At 64.6% G+C, this 19615-nt stretch carries 18 protein-coding genes; 17 read left to right on the plus strand and 1 reads right to left on the minus strand.

The features are described 5' to 3' along the window. Positions 1-12: 12 nt before the first annotated feature. The 10 genes from trbE to G7020_RS10300 all read left to right on the plus strand — a co-directional run bounded on the left by trbE (position 13) and on the right by G7020_RS10300 (position 10257). Positions 13-2451, plus strand: coding sequence for a conjugal transfer protein TrbE (gene trbE / locus G7020_RS10255; protein WP_181084031.1), 2439 nt, complete (start codon positions 13-15; stop codon positions 2449-2451). Continuing rightward, positions 2448-3185, plus strand: a complete 738-nt coding sequence (gene trbJ / locus G7020_RS10260) for a P-type conjugative transfer protein TrbJ (protein ID WP_181084033.1) — start codon at positions 2448-2450, stop codon at positions 3183-3185. Before trbE ends, trbJ begins: the two co-directional genes overlap by 4 nt. A 13-nt stretch (positions 3186-3198) precedes the next feature. Further along, positions 3199-4380 (plus strand): P-type conjugative transfer protein TrbL, encoded by a 1182-nt coding sequence (gene trbL, locus G7020_RS10265; RefSeq protein WP_181084035.1) that lies wholly within the window; start codon positions 3199-3201, stop codon positions 4378-4380. Between the two features lie 12 nt (positions 4381-4392). Continuing rightward, on the plus strand, positions 4393-5097 hold the full coding sequence (gene trbF / locus G7020_RS10270) for a conjugal transfer protein TrbF (protein WP_181084037.1): 705 nt from the start codon (positions 4393-4395) through the stop codon (positions 5095-5097). Continuing rightward, positions 5094-6080 carry a P-type conjugative transfer protein TrbG gene (gene trbG / locus G7020_RS10275; RefSeq protein ID WP_181084039.1) on the plus strand — a complete coding sequence of 329 codons (987 nt, stop codon included), beginning with the start codon at positions 5094-5096 and terminating at the stop codon, positions 6078-6080. Before trbF ends, trbG begins: the two co-directional genes overlap by 4 nt. A 2-nt stretch (positions 6081-6082) precedes the next feature. Next, positions 6083-7360, plus strand: a complete 1278-nt coding sequence (locus tag G7020_RS10280) for a TrbI/VirB10 family protein (protein WP_181084041.1) — start codon at positions 6083-6085, stop codon at positions 7358-7360. Next, positions 7357-7602 carry a DUF2274 domain-containing protein gene (locus tag G7020_RS10285; protein ID WP_181084043.1) on the plus strand — a complete coding sequence of 82 codons (246 nt, stop codon included), beginning with the start codon at positions 7357-7359 and terminating at the stop codon, positions 7600-7602. Before G7020_RS10280 ends, G7020_RS10285 begins: the two co-directional genes overlap by 4 nt. 504 nt (positions 7603-8106) lie before the next feature. Further along, positions 8107-8898 (plus strand): AraC family transcriptional regulator, encoded by a 792-nt coding sequence (locus G7020_RS10290; protein WP_181084045.1) that lies wholly within the window; start codon positions 8107-8109, stop codon positions 8896-8898. Between the two features lie 397 nt (positions 8899-9295). Beyond that, on the plus strand, positions 9296-9958 hold the full coding sequence (locus tag G7020_RS10295) for an AzlC family ABC transporter permease (RefSeq protein ID WP_336509716.1): 663 nt from the start codon (positions 9296-9298) through the stop codon (positions 9956-9958). Then, positions 9955-10257, plus strand: a complete 303-nt coding sequence (locus tag G7020_RS10300) for a hypothetical protein (protein ID WP_181084049.1) — start codon at positions 9955-9957, stop codon at positions 10255-10257. The genes G7020_RS10295 and G7020_RS10300 overlap by 4 nt, the downstream gene beginning before the upstream one ends. 275 nt (positions 10258-10532) lie before the next feature. Here the strand turns inward: G7020_RS10300 and G7020_RS10305 are convergent, their stop codons facing one another. Next, positions 10533-11447: a LysR family transcriptional regulator gene (locus tag G7020_RS10305; RefSeq protein WP_181084051.1), complete on the minus strand. Its 915-nt coding sequence runs from the start codon at positions 11445-11447 to the stop codon at positions 10533-10535. Positions 11448-11578: 131 nt separating this feature from the next. Here G7020_RS10305 and G7020_RS10310 point away from each other — a divergent pair, with 131 nt between their 5' ends. The 7 genes from G7020_RS10310 to tadA all read left to right on the plus strand — a co-directional run bounded on the left by G7020_RS10310 (position 11579) and on the right by tadA (position 19605). Further along, positions 11579-12811, plus strand: a complete 1233-nt coding sequence (locus G7020_RS10310) for an MFS transporter (protein ID WP_181084053.1) — start codon at positions 11579-11581, stop codon at positions 12809-12811. Between the two features lie 445 nt (positions 12812-13256). Then, positions 13257-13832, plus strand: coding sequence for a nucleotidyltransferase family protein (locus tag G7020_RS10315; RefSeq protein WP_181084055.1), 576 nt, complete (start codon positions 13257-13259; stop codon positions 13830-13832). Between the two features lie 12 nt (positions 13833-13844). Then, complete coding sequence (locus G7020_RS10320) at positions 13845-14864, plus strand: XdhC family protein (protein ID WP_181084057.1); 1020 nt, start codon at positions 13845-13847, stop codon at positions 14862-14864. A gap of 56 nt (positions 14865-14920) precedes the next feature. After that, positions 14921-15400, plus strand: a complete 480-nt coding sequence (locus tag G7020_RS10325) for a (2Fe-2S)-binding protein (RefSeq protein WP_181084059.1) — start codon at positions 14921-14923, stop codon at positions 15398-15400. Between the two features lies 1 nt (position 15401). Next, entirely contained in the window at positions 15402-17588 is a 2187-nt protein-coding gene (locus G7020_RS10330) for a xanthine dehydrogenase family protein molybdopterin-binding subunit (RefSeq protein WP_181084061.1), read from the plus strand. Between the two features lie 129 nt (positions 17589-17717). Further along, the gene (locus G7020_RS10335) at positions 17718-19088 is read left to right on the plus strand and encodes a multicopper oxidase family protein (RefSeq protein WP_181084063.1); all 1371 of its coding nucleotides are present in this window, start codon (positions 17718-17720) and stop codon (positions 19086-19088) included. A 13-nt stretch (positions 19089-19101) separates the two neighbouring features. Continuing rightward, on the plus strand, positions 19102-19605 hold the full coding sequence (tadA, locus tag G7020_RS10340; RefSeq protein WP_181084065.1) for a tRNA adenosine(34) deaminase TadA: 504 nt from the start codon (positions 19102-19104) through the stop codon (positions 19603-19605). Positions 19606-19615: the final 10 nt, after the last annotated feature.

Here is a 19615-nt window from a genome sequence, read left to right on the forward strand (position 1 = left end):
GAGGGCGCCGCGATGCTGAACCTCACCGAGTACCGCCAGCGCCCGGCCTTGCTTGCCGACTGGCTGCCGTGGGCTGGCCTGGTGGCGCCCGGCGTGGTGCTGAACAAGGACGGCTCGTTCCAGCGCACGGCGCGTTTCCGTGGACCCGATCTCGACAGCGCGACGCAAGGCGAGCTGATGACCACCACCGCGCGGCTGAACAACGCGCTGCGCCGGCTCGGCGCGGGCTGGGCGCTGTTCGTCGAGGCCGAGCGCCGGCCGGCGGCGGATTATCCGCACTCGGACTTCCCCGAACCGCTGTCGTGGCTGGTGGACGAGGAGCGGCGGGCGACGTTCGAGGAGTCCGGCGAGCACTTCGAGAGTTGCTACCACCTCACGCTGCAATACCTGCCGCCAGAGGAGTCGCATGCCCGCGCGGCCAGGTTGCTTTACGAGAACACGCCAACCGCCGGCGTGGACTGGCGCGAGCGCCTCACGGCATTTATCGCGGAGACCGAACGCATCTTCGATCTGTTCATGGGCGTGATGCCGGAGCTCGACTGGCTCGATGACGACGAAACGCTGACCTACCTGCACGCGACCATTTCGACGCGACGCTACCGCATCGCCACGCCGGAAGTGCCGTTCCACCTCGACACGCTGCTGGCTGATACGCCGCTGCTCGGCGGCCTGGCGCCGATGCTGGGCGACGCGCACCTGCGCGTGGTGACGGTGCGTGGCTTCCCGACCTCGACCTGGCCAGGGATTCTGGACGACCTCAACCGGCTGGGCTTCGCCTATCGCTGGAGCACGCGTTTCCTTTGCCTGGACAAGGCCGAGGCGGAAAAGGAGCTCGGCCGTCTGCGCCGCCAGTGGTTCGCCAAGCGCAAGAACATCCTGGCGCTGTTGCGCGAAACCCTCTTCCAGCAGGAGAGCCCGCTGGTCGATACCGACGCCAGTAACAAAACGGCCGACGCGGACGCCGCTCTGCAGGAACTGGGCAGCGACCAGGTCGCCTTCGGTTTCGTCACCGCGACCGTGACGGTGCTCGATGCTGACGCCGACACGGCCGACGAGAAGCTGCGCAGGGTGGAGCGCGTCATCCAGGGCCGGGGCTTCGTGACCATCCCGGAAACCCTCAATTCGGTGGAGGCGTGGCTGTCGTCGGTGCCGGGCAATGCCTACGCCAACGTGCGCCAGCCCATCGTCTCGACGCTGAATCTTGCCCACCTGATGCCGGTGTCGGCGGTCTGGGCCGGGCCGGAGCGCAACGCTCATCTCGACGGCCCGCCGCTGATCGTCACCCGTACCGAGGGCGCGACGCCGTTCCGGCTGGTGACCCATATCGGCGACGTGGGGCACACCCTGGTCGTGGGCCCGACCGGCATGGGCAAGTCCGTCCTGCTCGCCACGCTGGCGCTGCAGTTCCGCCGCTACCCCGGCTCGCGCATCTTCGCCTTCGACATGGGGCGCTCCATGCGGGCGACGGTGCTGGGGCTGGGCGGCGAGCACTATGACCTGGGCGCCGATGGCGCGATCGCCTTCCAGCCGCTCGCGCACATCGACCAGGCGGGCTACCGCACCTGGGCGGCCGAATGGGTGGAGGGCCGCCTGGCGCACGAGGGCGTGGCCGTCGGGCCGGACGAAAAGGCGGCCATCTGGTCGGCGCTCGGCAGCCTCGCCGGTGCGCCGGTCGAGCAGCGCACGCTCACCGGCCTGTCGGTGCTGCTGCAATCGAACGCACTGCGCCAGGCGCTGGCGCCTTATGTGCTCGGTGGGGCGCACGGCAAGTTGCTCGACGCCGACCTCGACTACCTGGGCATGGCCGATGTGCAGTGCTTCGAGATGGAGGCGCTGATACCCAGCAAGGCCGCGGTGCTGGCCGTGCTGGGCTACCTGTTCGCACGTTTCGAGGAGCGCTTCGACGGCGCGCCGGCGCTGCTGATCCTCGATGAGTCCTGGCTGTTCCTCGACGACCCGGTGTTCGCCGCGCGTATTCGCCAATGGCTCAAGACGCTGCGCAAGAAGAACGTCAGCGTGATCTTCGCCACGCAGTCGCTCGCCGACATCAAGGACTCGACCATCGCCCCGGCGATCATCGAGAGCTGCGCGAGCCGCATCTTCCTGCCCAATCCGCAGGCGACCGAGCCGCAGATCCGCACGATCTACGAGGGCTTCGGCCTCAATGGCCGGCAGATCGAGATCGTCGCCACCGCGCAGCCCAAGCGCGATTACTACTACCAGTCCCGCGCGGGCAACCGCCTGTTCGACCTCGACCTGGGGCCGGTCGCGCTCGCGTTCGCCGGCGCCTCGATGCCCCAGGATCAGCGCGCCATCGATGACGTGCTGCGCGAGGCCGGGGTGCCGGGTTTCGCCGCAGCTTGGCTGCGTCATCGCGGCCTCGACTGGGCGGCCGAGCTGCTGCCGTCCGCGCCCTTTCTCGCCGCCCAAGCCTTGGAGGTTTCGCCATGAGAATCCGTGCGCTTTCCACGTCACTCGCCGTCGCGCTGTCGGTGTCGTTGCTGGCCGTGCAGCCCGTGTCGGCACTCACCGTGATCGACCCGACCAATCTTGTGCAGAACACGTTGATCGCGATCCGCACGTTGGAGCAGATCAACAACCAGGTACAGCAGCTGCAGAACGAATCGCAGATGCTCATCAACCAGGCACGCAACCTGGCGAGCCTGGACTTCAACGTCGTCAACCGGCTGCGCGCGTCCCTGGCGAGGAGCGAACAGTTGATCGCCGAGGCGCAGGGGCTGGCGTATGACGTGCGGAACCTCGACCGCGAGTTCGCCCGGCTGTACCCGGTGGAGTACGCCGCCACCGTCAGCGGCGACCAGATGTACCGGGATGCCCGCGAGCGCTGGGCGCACACGCTCGACGGCCTGCACACCGCGATGCTCATGCAGGCGCAGGTGTCGCGGAACCTGGGCGAGGATGAAAGCGCCCTGGCCGATTTGGTGGGGCAGAGCCAATCGGCCACGGGTGCCCTGCAGGCCATGCAGGCGACCAACCAACTGCTGGCCCTGCAGGCCAAGCAGTCCATCCAGGCGCAGCAACTGCAGCTGACCCAGGATCGCGCGACCTCGCTGGAGCAGGCGCGGCACGCGGCGGCGACCGAGCGCGCCCGCGAGGTTCGGCGGCGCTTCCTGGGCGAGGGCACGCCGTACACGCCGCAGGCGGTCCGCTTCTACGGGAACTGATGGAGGCTTCGCCATGAACGACGTGACGGTCATCGACCGCTTCCTCGATACGTTCTCGCGCTATATCGATTCCGGTTTCGGGCTGCTGCAAGGCGAGGTCGCCTTCCTGACCGCCACGCTGATCGCCATCGACATGACGATCGCCGGGCTGTACTGGGCGTTGGGTCATGCCACCGGCCAGGGCGAGGACGTGATGGCGAAGCTGATCCGCAAGGTGCTCTACGTCGGTGCCTTCGCCTACATCATCGGCAACTTCAACTGGCTGGCCGGCATCGTCTTCCGCTCCTTTGCCGGTCTGGGCCTGACGGCGACCGGCGCGCTCAGCATGGAGGCCTTCTTGCAGCCAGGGCGGCTGGCGAAAGCCGGCATCGACGCGGGCGCGCCGATCCTGGAGCAGATCGGCAAACTGACCGGCTTCCCCGAGGTGTTCGTCAACCTCGACCCCATCGTCATCCTGTTCCTGGCCTGGCTGGTGGTCATCGTCTGCTTCTTCGTGCTGGCGATACAGCTGTTCATCACCTTGATCGAGTTCAAGCTCACCACGCTCGCGGGTTTCGTGCTGGTGCCCTTCGCGCTGTGGAACAAGACCGCGTTCCTGGCCGAGAAGGTGCTGGGCAACGTGGTGTCCTCGGGCGTCAAGGTGCTGGTGCTGGCGGTGATCGTCGGTATCGGCACGGGGCTGTTCGCCGAGTTCCAGGTGCATCCCGACGAGCCCTCCATCGACCACGCGCTGGTGGTCATGCTGGCCTCGCTGGCGTTGCTCGCCCTGGGCATCTTCAGCCCGGGCATCGCCACCGGGCTGATTTCCGGCGGCCCGCAGCTGGGGGCCGGGGCGATGGCGGGCGCAGCGCTCGGTGCGGCGGGCACGGCCGTCGCCGTCGGCGCCGCCGCGACCGGTGTTGGCGCTGCGGTTGCGGCCGGCGCGCGTATGGCGCCGGGGGCGAAGCTGGCTGCTGGGGTGCGCTCGCTCAAGGGCCGGTTTGCCGGTGGTGGCGGAGCTTCATCTGCTGGCAGTGCGGCCGCCCTGGGCAATGCGGCCCAGGGTGCCGATGCCAAGGCGCAACCGGCGTGGGCCAAGCGCCTGCAGCGACGCCAGCGGATCGGCCATGCCGCCACCACCGTCGCGCACACGCTGCGCGGTGGTGACGGCGGTGGATCGGGCAGTGGCCCGAGCCTGCGGGATTCGGACTCATAAGGAGGGCGAGCCATGCGCTTCAAACGACCATGGGTGCGCTACGCCGAGGCGCCGCAGCCCGCCACCCCGTATCAGGCCGCCGCCCAGGCATGGGACGAGCGCATTGGTTCGGCCCGCGTGCAGGCGAAGAACTGGCGCCTGATGGCCTTCGGCTGCCTGGCGCTTGCGCTACTGATGGCGGGTGGCCTGGTCTGGCGCTCGGCGCAGTCCATCGTTACGCCCTACGTGGTGGAGGTGGACAGGTCTGGCCAGGTGCGCGCGGTCGGCGAGGCCGCCACACCCTACCGGCCGGCCGATGCACAGGTTGCCTATCACCTGGCGCGCTTCGTCACGCTGGTGCGTTCGTTGTCCATCGACCCGATCGTGGTGCGGCAGAACTGGCTCGACGCCTACGACTACACCACCGACCGTGGCGCGGGCGTGCTCAACGACTACGCGCGCACCAACGATCCGTTCGCCCGTGTCGGCAAGGAGTCGGTGACGGTGCAGGTCACCAGCGTCGTGCGGGCCAGCGAGGCCTCCTTCAACGTGCGCTGGACGGAGCGGCGCTTCGTCAACGGCGCGCCCGCCGGCACTGAGCGCTGGAACGCGGTGATCTCCACCGTCCTGCAAACCCCGCGCACCGAGCAGCGCTTGCGCAAGAACCCCTTGGGCATCTACGTCAACGGGCTGTCGTGGAGCCGCGAGCTCGATGCGTCCGAAGGAGCCAAGCCATGAACCTGTCTTTTCGTATATCCGCGTTCCCCCTGGTCCTGCTGGCCTTGGCCGGCTGCTCCAGCCAGGGCAAGCCGCCGCCGCGTATCTCGCTCGACGAGCCAGTGCAGGCGCAGCCGTTGCCCGAGCCGCCGAAGCCGGTGGAAGTGGTGGCGGTGCCGAAGGTGCTGCCGATGCCGGGGCAGATGAAGCCATTGCCGGACGAGGTCAGTCCTGCCCCGGAGCCGGCCGACGAGAAGGTGAGGGTGTCGCGTGCGAACCAGGAGGCGAGGGTGGCGCCCACGCGCGAGGGCTACGTCAATGCGATCCAGGTCTGGCCCTACAGCGACGGCGCGCTGTACCAGGTCTATGCCGCGCCGGGGCGGGTGACGGTGATCACGCTGCAGGCCGGTGAGGAACTGGTGACGGTAGCCGCTGGCGACACGGTACGCTGGATCGTCGGCGACACCTCCAGTGGCGCCGGCGATGCGCTGCGCGTCAACGTGCTGGTCAAGCCGATCCGCTCGGACCTCAAGACCAACCTGGTGATCACGACCAGCCGGCGCACCTACCTGGTCGAACTGACCTCGACCGAGAAGGCGTGGATGGCCTCGGTGTCCTGGGATTACCCGAAGGACCGAATGCTGGCCCTGCAGCGCCAGGCGCAGACCGCGCAGGCGAGCGCGCCGGTCGATACCGGCCTCTCGTTGGAGAAGATTCGCTTTCGCTATGCGATCAGCGGCCGCAATCCGCCGTGGCAGCCGCTGCGCGCCTTCGACGATGGCGAAAAGGTCTATATCCAGTTTCCCGCCGGCATCGCCCAAGGTGAGCTGCCACCGCTGTTCGTGATCGGCGCGCAGGGCGATGGGCAACTGGTCAACTACCGCTTCCGCTCGCCGTACTACATCGTGGACCGGCTGTTCGGCGCGGCCGAGCTGCGCCTGGGCGGCGACAAGGGCGACGTGGTGCGCATCGAACGCACGGATGGCGTGGCGCGGGGGAACTGAGCATGAGCCAGGACGATACCCCCGACCTGGCCGCGCCGCCAGCCGGCAAGGTCCCACCCGAAACAGTCGCTCTGCGCGCTCAGCCGCGCCCGGTCACGCGGTTGAACCGGCGTACCCTGGCCGTGCTTGCCGGTGGGCTCTCCGCCGCAGTGCTGGGAGCCACCATCTGGTCCCTGCAACCGCCGAAGCCTCGGAGTGGCAATGATCCGGCCGAGCTGTATAACGTCGACCGAGTTTCGCGTTCCGAAGGGCTCGACCGACTGCCTACGGACTACTCCAAGCTGCCGCCGCAACCACCCGAGCTAGGGCCGCCGCTGCCAGGCGACCTTGGCCCCGCCATCGTGCAGTCGCAGCGGCCGGCGGCGCCCAGCTACACGCCCCCTGGCCATGATCCCGCCGAGGCTGAGCGGCTGGCGCGGATGAAGGAGGCGGAGGAAGCGGCAGCTTCGTCAATTTTTTTCCGCACGGGCGGCCAGCGCCCAGCCATGGCTGCACCTGCACAACCTGACGCGGATGCAGCAACACTGGCGGGCTTCGATCCGCTGGCCGCCGGTCCCGCCTCGACGGCGGCGCAACCCCTCGACCCGACAACCGTGCAGAACCAGCAGGGGCAGAAAGAGGCGTTCCTGCAAGCCGGCTCTACGGAAACCCGCAATTCCGGGAGCCTGCAGCTACCGGCGTCGCCGTACCAGGTCATGGCCGGCACGGTGATCGCTGGTGCGCTGGTCACGGGCATCAAGTCGGATCTTCCGGGTGACGTGATCGGCACGGTGACGGAGCCGGTCTACGACACGGCGACCGGCAAGCACCTGCTGATCCCGCAGGGCTCGCGCATCCTCGGCCGCTATAACAGCCAGGTCAGCTACGGGCAGAGCCGCGTGCAGGTGGTATGGAACCGCATCATCCTGCCGGACACATCCTCGCTGACGCTGGACAACCTCATGGGCACCGATCCGGCCGGCTATGCCGGTCTGGAGGACGGTGTCGATTGGCACTGGGATCGCGTCTTCGCCGGGGCTGCGTTGACGACGTTGCTGGGCATAGGCGCGGAGCTGGCCGAGCCTGAGAACCGCCAGGATGGCGATCGCATCATCATTGCCGGCCGTGACGGCCTGCAGGACAGCGTGAACCGGGTCGGGCAGGAGATGACCCGGCGCAACATGAACATCCAGCCAACGTTGACTGAGCGCCCAGGACTGCCGGTGCGCATCATCGTCAACCGGGATCTGGTGCTGCGGCCTTACCAACCGCTGTTCTTCAATCGGGGAGCTTCACGATGAATACGACACGCAAGATGCGGTTGGGTCCGCTGCCCAAGACCGAGACCATCAAGCTGACCTTTACATGCCCGGCCAGCCTGAAGGCTGATCTCGACCGTTACGCTGCCTTGCACGCGCAGACCTACGGCGAGGCGGTCGATGCTGTAACGCTGATCCCGCACATGCTGGAGGCGTTCATGACCGGGGATAGGGGGTTCAAGAGGGCAGGAAACGATCCTGATCGTCAGCTTCCCACTATTTAATAGGAGGCTTCGGCGGGCAGGCTACTGTCACCAAGTAGATGCCGAACCTTTAGGCCTCGCGCCGGGGGCAGCGGAGGGCTAAAATGAGAGCTGATTGATAATGGTGTCGCCAAAGTCGTCGCCCCGCAAATCGCCCTATCTCCCGCGTCAGCAAAAGCTCTGCGCGGTTGGCGGTAAAAGCGACGGTAAGGCTCCATGTCGGTCACAGCCAGTCCCTTTATCCATGTGGGTTCAGGCGACCTATTGATGATCGAGTGGGAGTGAAATCAGTCCCTGCGGGAGCTGTCGCTTCCTGTCAATAAGATGCTGTAACGTATTGATTGATAAGGAATACGTTGCGGCATCTATCGGCGGCTTTCGCCGGGCAGCAAAAAGCTCTGGCAGTAAGGGGCAGCGGCATTGAGTTCTGCCAAATGCTTTGGCGCTACCGCATCAAGCTGAACCCAACAAGGCAGCAAGTCCTTTCTGAAGGCAAGCTGGGGCTGTAGCGGGGAAGAAAAGTTCATGGCCCACAAAGATTGGGCGGTACGCGCCCCAAAAACGAAGCTGGAACGCATGGAAGCGTACTTCGGCGGCTTTGGATTCGAGCCCCATAGGCACGATACCTACGCTGTGGGTCGCACACTCGCCGGCGTGCACAGCTTTCGCTATCGCGACGGCATGAAGCACAGCCTTCCGGGTGGGACGATCGTCATCCATCCGGATGAGCTGCATGATGGCGAAGCCGGAAGCAGCGAAGGATTCCACTACCGCATCCTGTACATAGAGCCCGCTCTGCTTCAGCAGGCGCTGGGTGGCATCACGTTGCCCTTCGTCCCGGATGGCCTTTCACGCGACCCACGACTGTTCGCTGCGACCCAAACGCTCATGCAGGGAATGGATTGTAAGATCGATCCGCTCGAGGAAGAGGATGCGATCTACGATCTGGCACAGGCGCTCGCCGCCGTCACCGGTGTCCGCAAACGCCGCCGCACCCTGAACTACGCAGCTGCCGAACGTGCGCGCCAGTACATCCATAGTGCTCTGGACAGCACCATCACGCTTGAAGAGCTTGAGGGAGCCAGTGGTCGGGACCGGTGGAGTCTTTCCCGGGATTTCAGGGCGCTATATGGAACCAGCCCCTATCGATATCTGACGATGCGCCGGCTCGACCAGGTGAAACTACAGCTTCTGTCGGGACAGTCGCTGATCGATGCTGCGCTGAATACCGGTTTTGCAGATCAGAGCCACATGGCACGGCATTTCAAGAAGACCTATGGAATATCGCCGGCTCGGTGGCTGCAGATGTTGCGCTGAAGCTGAGCCGCAAACCTGCACGATCGTTCAAGACCTTCGAAACACTTCTCTCCAGACTCGTTTGCGTTGCGCTTGCCGAAGAGCTTCGTCTCTTCGCATGCCGCTGCATGTCCTCATGGCCTGGCCAGGCCAGGGCATGCACTCACGGAGTGCGTCGTCAGGGCGCTCGAAACAATCGATCCCGTAGACAATGATTGGCGCTGTCGTCGATTTCGACCCCACGTTCTACCGGGACATCCGGGTGATCGAAATCAACCGCTGGGAGAATCGGGCGTATGGGCGCACTCATGAAAGATTGGTCATGACGGTCGAGGGTTGAATGAGGAACGTCGCGCGAATCCTTGGCCAGGGCGCCACTCTGCTGCAAACCGGTGCGATACGTCGCACGCTTGGTCGCGTGGCGCCGACTGCGCTTGCGATCGTTCCCGTCAGCGTGCTGTTTGGCGCACTTGCCGCACGAGCCGACTGGTCGTTGCTCGAGATTCTGGCGGTGGGTGCGCTTGGCTTCTCCGGTAGTGGCCAGTTTGCCTTGCTGCCTCTTGCAGAAGTCGACGCCGGCTTCTTCACCATGCTGTTGGTCACGGCATCGATCAATAGCCGCTATGTGCCCATCGCCTATGCTTCGTCGGGGCGTCTGCCGGCATCGTTCACCCGGCGAGCCATCGTCGCACACATGCTGGGTGACGAAGCCTACGCCACAGAGCATGAGTCGGACAGCAGGCGAACCGTCATTCTGATACGCGGGACGATATTCGGCGCCTGGGTTGGTGCGGGCCTGCTGGGGGCTGTGCTTGGCCAATTCATTCCGGCTGCCTGGATCGGGGAGGGCGTGAATCTTGGTTTTCCGGCGAGCGTGGTGCTGATGTACCTTTCAGCGTCGCAGCTGCGCGCCCGGCTCTGGCTGGCGCGGGATGATGGCAACAATCGTTCCGGGCTGCTTGCGGCAGCGGGGTTGTGCGCAGGTGTGTCGCTCCTGCTGATCAATCTGCTTGGCCCGCTTTATTTCTGGATACCGAGTGTTCTTGCCGCCACCGTAATCCTGGGAAGGACCAGAATATGAGCCAGTCGGTGGCCGTCGCGATCGGCGCATTGTTCCTCACCAGTTGCCTGGTCCGAATCCTTCCTGCGTTCGTATCGGTTCGGATGGGGCCTGAGAGTCGGCGTTACGTGGAGCGAGTCCTGCCAGCAGCAGTCTTCATTAACTTTGCCGTCTATATCGCCTATTCCGAGGCGGTGCGAGAACCCTTGGCGGCGTCAGTCTCGCTGGCGGTGGTAGCTGCTATCGCTTTCCTGAATGCGCTCGGACTGATCAGTGCAGCAGCAATGGGGACCGCGCTCTATTTTTATCTGACGATTTGAGTGCCTTCCGAACTGAAGGAGGGGGCCGAAGCCCCGGTTTGCGCTAGAGCAGTCCGAGTTCGGCAAACGACATGCCGCCTGGCTCAGCTGTCTAGGCAAGAGCTGTTGGGCTGGCATCGTACGACAAATTTCTCCCGGGAAAGCTTGGGCCATACGGCTTCTTGTGGGAAGCCGTATGGCTGACTACAGCAGCCCTGTCAGGCTGCAGGCCGTTGCGTTTGAACGTGGATGTTCAGTTGTTTTGGCGGTGGCGGCTGCAATGGGTGGCAGCTTCCTCAGTGGCGCTTCAGGTCGTCAGCTCGGGTGATGCGCAACGCATCGACAACCAGGGAAAAGGCCGGCGATGGCTGCCGACGGCTGGGGTAGTAGAGGTAGTAGCCGTCGAACGGTTCGCACCAGTCTTCCAGTACCCGCATGAGCCGGCCTTCTTCGAGGTGAGGGGTGAATTCTTCCTCGGGCAGAAAGGCGATGCCCAGTCCCGCCACGGCGGCATCCACGATATTGGGCGAGGTGTTGAAAACCAGCTGCCCGTCCACACGCACGTTCAGCTGTTGGCCGCGCCGCTCGAATTCCCAGACGTACAGCCCGCCCGAGGACTGCATGCGCATGTTGATGCAGTTGTGATTCACCAGATCACGCGGGTTCCCGGGGCTGGGGTGAGTGGTGAAATAAGCCGGTGAAGCCACGGCGGCCATGCGCAGCTTTGGCCCGATGGGAACGGCGATCATGTCCTTGTCGATGGCCTCGCCCAGGCGCACCCCGGCATCGAAACGATCCGCGGCAATGTCGCGCAAGCCATAGCTCACATCGAACTCCACCTTGATATCGGGATAGTCGAGCAGCACGGGCGCTAGCTTGGGTAGCAGTGTGGTGCGCAGGACGTGATCGCCACAGGTGATGCGCACCGTGCCGGCGGGCTTGTCGCGCAATTCCGTCAGCGCATCGAGTTCCGTCTCGATCTCGTCGAAGCGATGACCGATGGCCTGCAACAGGCGCTCTCCGGCTGCGGTAGGCGAAACGCTGCGCGTGGTGCGGGTGAGCAGGCGTATCTCCAGCCGTTTTTCGAGACCACTGATGGCCTGGCTCAGTGCCGACTGGGTGACGCCGAGCACCGCAGCGGCACGGGTGAAACTGCCTTCGCGGGCCACGGTCACGAACGACAGCAGATCATTGAGGTTTCGCTTAATCATGGCAGCAGTTTCCCATGAAGCATTGATTAGTAATGCTTACATACTCATTAAGCATTCATTAGATAGTGAGGGTGCCCGGCTTGCGTGAGAATTTGCCACCAGAAAAACCTCTCCGTCACCTAGAGACCGGCATGACTTCTACCGCATCCGACGCCCCGGCAGGCGACACGCAACGTCAATGCAGTTCGGAAAATCAACCGGCCTGCTGGGGCTGTGTATTCGCCATGACCCTGTGCGTGTTCGCGCTGATCGCCTCGGAGTTCATGCCCGTCAGTCTGCTGACGCCCATCGCTGGCGAACTGCGCGTCACCGAGGGCATGGCCGGGCAGGGTATCGCGATTTCCGGTGCCTTTGCCGTGGTGACCAGCCTGTTCATTTCCGTGCTGGCCGGCGGCCTGAACCGCAAGGTAGTGCTGCTGGGTCTGACCGGAGTGATGGGGTTGTCCGGCGCGGTCATCGGGCTGGCGCCGAATTATTTCATCTATATGGCGGGGCGTGCGCTGATCGGTATCGTCGTCGGCGGGTTCTGGTCGATGTCGGCGGCCACCGCCATGCGCCTGGTTCCAGCCAGTCAGGTGCCTCGCGCGCTGGCCATCTTCAACGGCGGCAATGCGTTGGCGATGGTGCTGGCCGCGCCGCTGGGTGCTTATCTGGGCGCGATCATCGGCTGGCGTGGCGCCTTTTTCTGTCTGGTACCGGTGGCGCTGATTGCCCTGGTCTGGCAATGGTTCAGCCTGCCCTCCATGCCGGTTGAGGCGCGCGCCGCCGGTTCGGCCAGTGCCTTCAGTGCACTCACACTGCTGCGCAGGCGGGTCGTGGTCATCGGCATGTTGGCAATCGGCTGCTTCTTCATGGGGCAGTTCACCCTGTTCACCTATGTAAGACCGTTTCTGGAAACAGTGACGCAGGTGGACGTGGGCACGCTGTCACTGGTTCTGCTGGTGATCGGCATCGCAGGCTTTATCGGCACAACCCTTGTCAGCGCGGTACTCAGGCGCGGTTTTTACCAGACGCTGATCGGCATACCGCTGTTGATGGCCGCCATCGCCGTGGCCCTGGTCGTCTTTGGCAGCGCGACAGCCGCCGTCGTGGCGCTGCTGGGCTTCTGGGGGCTGATCGCCACGGCAGCGCCGGTGGGCTGGTGGGCCTGGGTGCCCATGACCTTCCCCAGGAATGCCGAAGCCGGTGGTGGCCTGATGGTCGCGGTGATTCAACTGTCCATTGCGCTGGGTTCGACCGTGGGCGGTCTGCTGTTCGACATGAGCGGCTACCAGAGCGCCTTCGTGGCGAGTGCCGTGCTGCTGTTGATCGCAGCGTTCCTGACGCTGCTGACCGCGCGTTCGCAAGCGGCAAAGACCGCCTGAGACAGGCTCCTACACGCGCATCGGCCATGTCGATGAGCCCGCCGTGTTGGCCCAGGCGCTGGGGCGTGGCGGGGTGCGGGTGATTCTTTCCGATGAGCCTGTTGCCGACTGAGATAAAGCGCTGTTGAACACGCTGCCAGCACTGCACGATGGCCGGGAGAAATAGTTGGCGCGCGGTGGGAATTTGCACGGTCAGTCCCTATCCGAATCAGAGGAGTGTCGAGACTGGAGCGAAAGTATGAGCTTATTGCGCCTATTAGCTAGGCTAATCAATCGTTTGGATAGTGTGTAGTAGGATGCGTAGATCATTCATGAATATAGGCAGTGCAGACATGGGCTATGTCTTTGCACGTGAGGCGCTGCCCATGACATGGCTTCAGCCAAGGCGCAGGCGCGGGTTTTCTAATGCCTCACCGATGCGCCTGCATTGGGTGGGATAGAGCGTATGTCTGTACAGCAACACCCCTCCGTGATCGTCCTGGCTGCCGGGCGAGGCGAGCGTTTCGCGCAGTCCGGCGGGGCGACGCACAAGCTCGATGCGCCGCTGGGTGGCGTGCCGGTATTGCAGCGGGTACTGCGCACCGTGGCTTCGTCGGGACTGCCCTGGCATCTGGTGCGGCCCGAGGAGGGCGCAGCCGCAGAGGCTGCGGGGATGGGCGATTCCATCGCGCGCGGAGTCAGGGCGACAGCCGACGCCGCCGGCTGGCTCATTCTGCCCGGTGACCTGCCGCTGATCGGCGTGGACAGCCTGCTCAAGGTGGCTCGGGAACTGGCGACGCATGCGCTGGTGTTGCCGTTGTATCGGCAGCAACAGGGGCATCCGGTCGGGTTTGGTCCAGGCTGTTTCGCTGCGCTGAGCATGCTCGGCGGCGACAGGGGCGCAGCTGCCGTGGTACGTGCGCATCGGCAGGCCGGTACGGTGCGGGTGCTGCATCTGAACGATCCGGGCATCGTGACGGATATCGACACACTGGACGATCTGGCGCGGGCCGAAAAACTGCTCGCCACGGGCAATCATTGATGGGAAACCTGTATGGAAAGCGTTGATGTCCAGGTGCTGCGCGCCGCTCGCGACTGGTGTGCCGCCGGGCAGCGAGTGATGCTGGTGACGGTTGTCCGAACCTGGGGTTCGTCGCCGCGCCCGGTGGGCTCGATGATGGCCCTGCGCGAGGACGGTCGTTGCGCAGGCTCGGTTTCCGGCGGCTGCATCGAAGACGACCTGATCCACCGCTATACCCGCGCTTTCGGCGAGGGGGAAATTCCACGGGGCACGCCTATGCTGGAGCGCTATGGCGTCACGGCGGACGAGGCCCATCGTTTCGGACTGCCCTGTGGCGGCACCCTGGAGTTGTTGCTGGAGAGTGATCCTGACTTGACCACTCTCGATGCGCTGGTGCGGCAGCTGGAGACCGGAGTCCTCGTCCAGCGCAAGGTCGATTGTGCGACCGGCGCGGTGACGCTGACGCCAGTGACGCAGCCCGAGACGCTGCACTTCGATGGCACAAGCCTGATCTGCACCCTGGGACCGCAATACCGCATGCTGCTGATCGGCGCCGGCGCGCTGGCCGAATACCTGGCCACGATGGCGCTGTTCAATGATTTCGCGGTAACGGTTTGCGATCCGCGCCAGGAATACCTGGGCGGCTGGTCCGTGCCGGGAGTAACGCTCGACAGGCAAATGCCCGACGATGCGGTGCAGGCGCTGCAGCCGGATACGCGCACCTGCATCGTGGCGCTGAGCCACGACCCCAGGCTCGACGACCTGGCCCTGCTGGCGGCGCTGCACAGCCCGGCCTTCTATGTCGGGGCCATTGGTTCGCGGCGCAATACCGACAGCCGCAGGCAGCGCTTCATCGAGCACTTCGGCGAGACCGAACAATCTCTGGCACATCTTCACGCACCCGTCGGCATCTACATCGCTAGCAAGACGCCTGCCGAGATCGCGGTGAGCGTGATGGCCGAGGTGCTGGCGGTCAAGAATGGCGTCGAACTGCCTCGGACGCTCTCCGTGGCCAATGCAAAATTACGGTTTGATGCCCAGCTGGAGACATAAACGGCGCATGGCGGCAGCCCGGCCTCGATTCGACTTTCATTTTGTAGGGACAGACCATGAGCTTCACTCTCACGATCAATGGAAAGCAGCATAGTGCTGACGTCGACAGCGATACGCCCTTGTTGTGGGTGCTGCGTGACGTGCTGGGCCTGACAGGCACCAAATACGGCTGCGGCGCGGCGTTGTGTGGGGCCTGTACCGTGCATGTTGATGGCGCGGCCATTCGCTCCTGCGTCACCCCGGTGGCAGAGGCCGCAGGCAAAGCCATCACGACGATCGAGGGCGTGACCGCATCGGACGAGGGACGGGCGCTCCAACAGGCCTGGCTGGAAGTGGACGTGGTGCAGTGCGGTTATTGCCAACCGGGGCAGATCATGTCGGCTGCTGCGTTGCTGAGGCAAACGCCCGTGCCAAGCGACGAGCAGATTCGCGACGGCATGGCCGGCAATATCTGCCGCTGCGGGACCTATGAGCGAATCCATACGGCGGTCAAGCAGGCGTCACGCCTCGTGCAAGCCAATGCAAAGGAGGCGTGAGATGCGTACGGATAATTCTCTTTCCAGCCCGGCAGGCCTGTCACGACGCGCCTTTCTCAAGGCGGCGGGCGTGGGTGGCGCGTTGCTGCTGAGCGTCGAGGTGCCGCTGGCGATTGCCAAGGCGCTGGAGACAACCAGCCCGGCCAACGCCACCTTCAACGCCTTTGTGCGCATCGACACCGATAACACCGTGACCCTGGTGATGCCCCGCGTCGAGATGGGGCAGGGCACCTACACATCATTATCGATGCTGATTGCTGAAGAACTGGAAGTCGACCCGGCCAGTGTGCATCTGGAGCATGCGCCGGCTGACGATCTGCTCTATGCCTCCGCTCCAGGCGGGCAGCAGATCACCGGCGGCTCCGATTCGGTGCGTATGGCCTGGTTGCCGATGCGCGAGGCCGGCGCCGCCGCCCGCATGATGCTGGTGGCCGCTGCGGCAAACGCCTGGAGCGTGCCGGTGGAGGCCTGCATTGCCCGAGACGGCAGCGTCGTGCATGAACCCTCCGGCAGGCAACTGCGTTACGGCGCGCTGGCCGCAGAAGCAGCCAGGTTGTCCGTGCCCGAACAGATTGCCCTTAAAGACCCGAAGCAGTTCCGCCTGATCGGCAGCGACCTGAAGCGGCTGGACGGCCCGGCCAAGGTCGATGGCAGTGTGCAATTCGGCATAGACGTCAAACTGCCGGGGCTGCGCGTGGTCACGGTGGCCGCCAGCCCATTCTTCGGCGGACGGGTGAAAAGCCTGGCGCAGGACAAGGCGCTGGCCGTGCGTGGTGTGCGCCAGGTGGTGCAGCTCGACGATGTGGTCGCCATCGTGGCCGATCACATGGGCGCTGCGCAAAAAGGCCTGGCTGCGGCCCAGGTGCAATGGGAAGAAGGGCCAGCCAGTGGTTATTCGACCCGGACCATGCTGGATGAGCTGGCGGCGGCATCGCTGCGCGAAGGGGTGACGGCCCGCCAGGAGGGGGATGTGGCGCAGGTGCGCGCCGCCGCTGAGGCCAAGGGGCACCGTACCTTCGAGGCGGTCTACCAGCAGCCCTTGCTGGCCCACGCCACGATGGAGCCGATGAACTGCACCGTGCGTCTGAGCCCTGAAAGCTGCGAAATCTGGCTGGGCACCCAGGTGCCGACGCGCGCGCAGGCGGCGGCTGCGCAGGTGGCGGGCCTGCCCACGGAGAAGGTGCAGGTTCATAACCAGTATCTGGGCGGTGGTTTCGGGCGGCGGCTCGAAGTCGACTATGTGATACAGGCAGTGCGTATCGCCCGTGAAGTCGAGGGTCCGATCAAGGTGGTCTGGAGCCGCGAGGAAGATATGCAGCACAGCTCCTATCGGCCCTATCACTACAATCGTCTGAGCGCCACGCTCGACGAACAGGGGCGCCCACTGGCCTGGCATCACCGCGTTACCGGCTCGTCGATCATGGCTCGCTTTGCGCCTGGAGCGTTTACCGATGGCATCGATGTCGACGCCATCCGTGATGCGGCAGGCCCTTATGAATTCCCCAACCTGCTGGTTCAGTTCGTGCGCCAGGAGCCGCCCGAGGGGCTGCTGACCAGTTGGTGGCGCGGCGTGGGGCATATGCAGAACGCCATTCCAGTGGAGTGCTTTATCGACGAACTGGCGCAGGCGGCGGGGCAGGATGCGATTGCCTTCCGCAAACCGTTGCTCCAGGCCCATCCCCGCGCGCTGCGGGTGCTGGAGGCGGTGGCCGAGAAGGCCGGTTGGAACAATCCTCTGCCGGAAGGGCGCGGACGTGGCATCGCGCTGACCTTCGCGTTCCAGACCTATGCCGCCCAGGTCGTGGAAGTCAGCCTCGATGCGGCGGGCAAGGTGCGCACGGAGCGCGTGGTCACGGTGGTCGACTGTGGTCGGGTGGTATCGCCGGCGACCGTGGAAGCACAGGTGCAGGGTGGAACCCTGTTCGGCCTGTCTGCAGCGCTGTTCGGCAATATCACGATCGAGGGCGGGCGCATCGAGCAATCCAACTTCCATGATTACCGCGTGCTGCGCATGAACGAAACGCCGGTGATGGAGACGTATATCCTGCCCAGTAGCGAAGCGCCTACCGGTATCGGCGAGATTGCCACGGTGCTCATCACTCCGGCGTTGCTCAATGCCGTGCACGACGCTACAGGCCAGCGCATCCGTGAGCTGCCTCTCGCCTCAAGCGGTATCGGACTGGCATGACGGCGAGGCTCGGTGCCTGGCGAGACATCATGTCGCGCATCCGAGGGCCGGTGAGGTCAAAGCCGGCTCGCGGAACCGGCCAGCAAGTGAGAAAATCTCTCATCTTTTTGGCTGGCGAACTGGTATCTCATGGCGTTTACCCGCAGACAAATTCTTGCCGGCCTGGCCGGCCTTGGCGTGGCCGGTTTCGGTGCGACCGGCATACGCTACTGGCTGGGGCGACCGCAGGACGTGGCCAGCCATGACTACGAGCTGATTGCCGCGCCGCTCGATGTCGAACTGGTGGCGGGACACAAGACACCCGCCTGGGCCTATGGCGGGCAGGCGCCCGGCCTGGAGTTGCGAGCGCGTCAGGGCGAACGCTTGCGGGTGCGTTTCATCAATCATCTGGAGGTGCCGACCACCATCCACTGGCATGGCATCCGCCTGCCGTTGGCGATGGATGGTGTGCCCTATGTGTCGCAGCTGCCGGTCTTGCCGGGTGAGTATTTCGATTACGACTTCATCGTGCACGATGCCGGCAGCTTCTGGTATCACCCGCATACCGCCAGCGCCGAGCAGCTCGGGCGTGGGCTGGTGGGACCGTTGATCGTCGAGGAACGCGGGCCCAGCGGCTTCCAGCATGAGCGCACCCTGAGCCTGAAAAGCTGGCACGTCGACAAACAGGGCGCCTTCACCGATTTCAGCGTGCCCCGTGAAGCGGCGCGTGGCGGTACGCCGGGCGTGTTGTCGACAGTCAATGGTGAGCATGCGCCGACGCTGGAATTGCCGGCCGGGCAGGTCGTGCGGCTGCGCATTCTCAATCTCGACAATACCCTGACCTACCGCCTCAACCTGTCCAGTGGCGAGGCGCGTATCTATGCCCTGGACGGCAATCCGGTGACGCCCCGGTCAATGGGCAAGGAGTACTGGCTGGGGCCGGGCATGCGTATCGATCTGGCGCTGAAAGTGCCGGCTGCCGGCGAGCAGCTGTCACTGCGCAACGGGCCGCTGCGGCTGGCAACCCTTCATTCGGTGGCGAGCAGTGAGGCCGAGGGCAGTTGGCCTGCGGCTTTGCCGGCCAACCCCATTGCCGAGCCCGATCTGCAGCGTGCTGAGACGCTGCGTTTCAATTTCGAATGGGCGGGCGCGCTGTCGCAGAACATTGAACAGGGCGGTGCGTACAGCTTCTGGCAGGTCAACGGCCAGGCCTGGGATATCAATGACAAGACCTGTGCGGATCGGCCCATTGCCACCCTGAAAAAGGACGGGCACTACATCTTCGAGTTGCGCAACCTCAGCCAATACCAGCATCCGATCCATCTGCACGGCATGACCTTCAAGGTCATCTCGTCCAACCGCCGCCAGATCGAGCCCTGGTTCACCGACACCTATCTGCTGGGCAAGAACGAAACCGCCCGCATCGCGCTGGTGGCGGATAATCCCGGTGTCTGGATGTTCCACTGCCACGTCATCGACCATATGGAAACCGGGCTGATGGCGGCGATCGAGGTGGTATAGGCGAAGCTGAATCATGAAAAAACCACAGATCATCGATCGCAGTCACGACGAGTATTTCATGCGTGAAGCGCTGGCACTGGCCGCCGAAGGGGCGGTGCTGGGGGAAGTGCCCGTGGGCGCCGTGCTGGTGCAGGATGGGCGCATCATCGGGCGCGGCTACAATTGCCCGATTTCCCGCCATGACCCCAGCGCCCATGCGGAAATGGTGGCGATCCGCGATGCCGCATCGCAGCTGGAAAACTATCGCCTGCCCGGCAGCACCCTGTACGTCACGCTGGAGCCTTGCAGCATGTGCGCCGGGCTGATCGTGCATTCACGCATTCGGCGCGTGGTGTATGGTGCGACAGAACCCAAGGCCGGCGTTGCGCTCAGTCGCGGGCAGTTCTTTGCCCAGGATTTTCTCAACCACCGCGTACTCGTCGAAGGCGGTGTGCTGGCGGATGAGTGCGGCGCAGTGCTGAGCGATTTCTTTCGTCAGCGACGTCAGCAGGCTTCGCGTGGGTCGGGGCAGTCTTGAGACGGAATGA

The sequence above is a fragment of the Stutzerimonas stutzeri genome (assembly GCF_013522825.1).
Classification (GTDB): domain Bacteria; phylum Pseudomonadota; class Gammaproteobacteria; order Pseudomonadales; family Pseudomonadaceae; genus Stutzerimonas; species Stutzerimonas stutzeri_AK.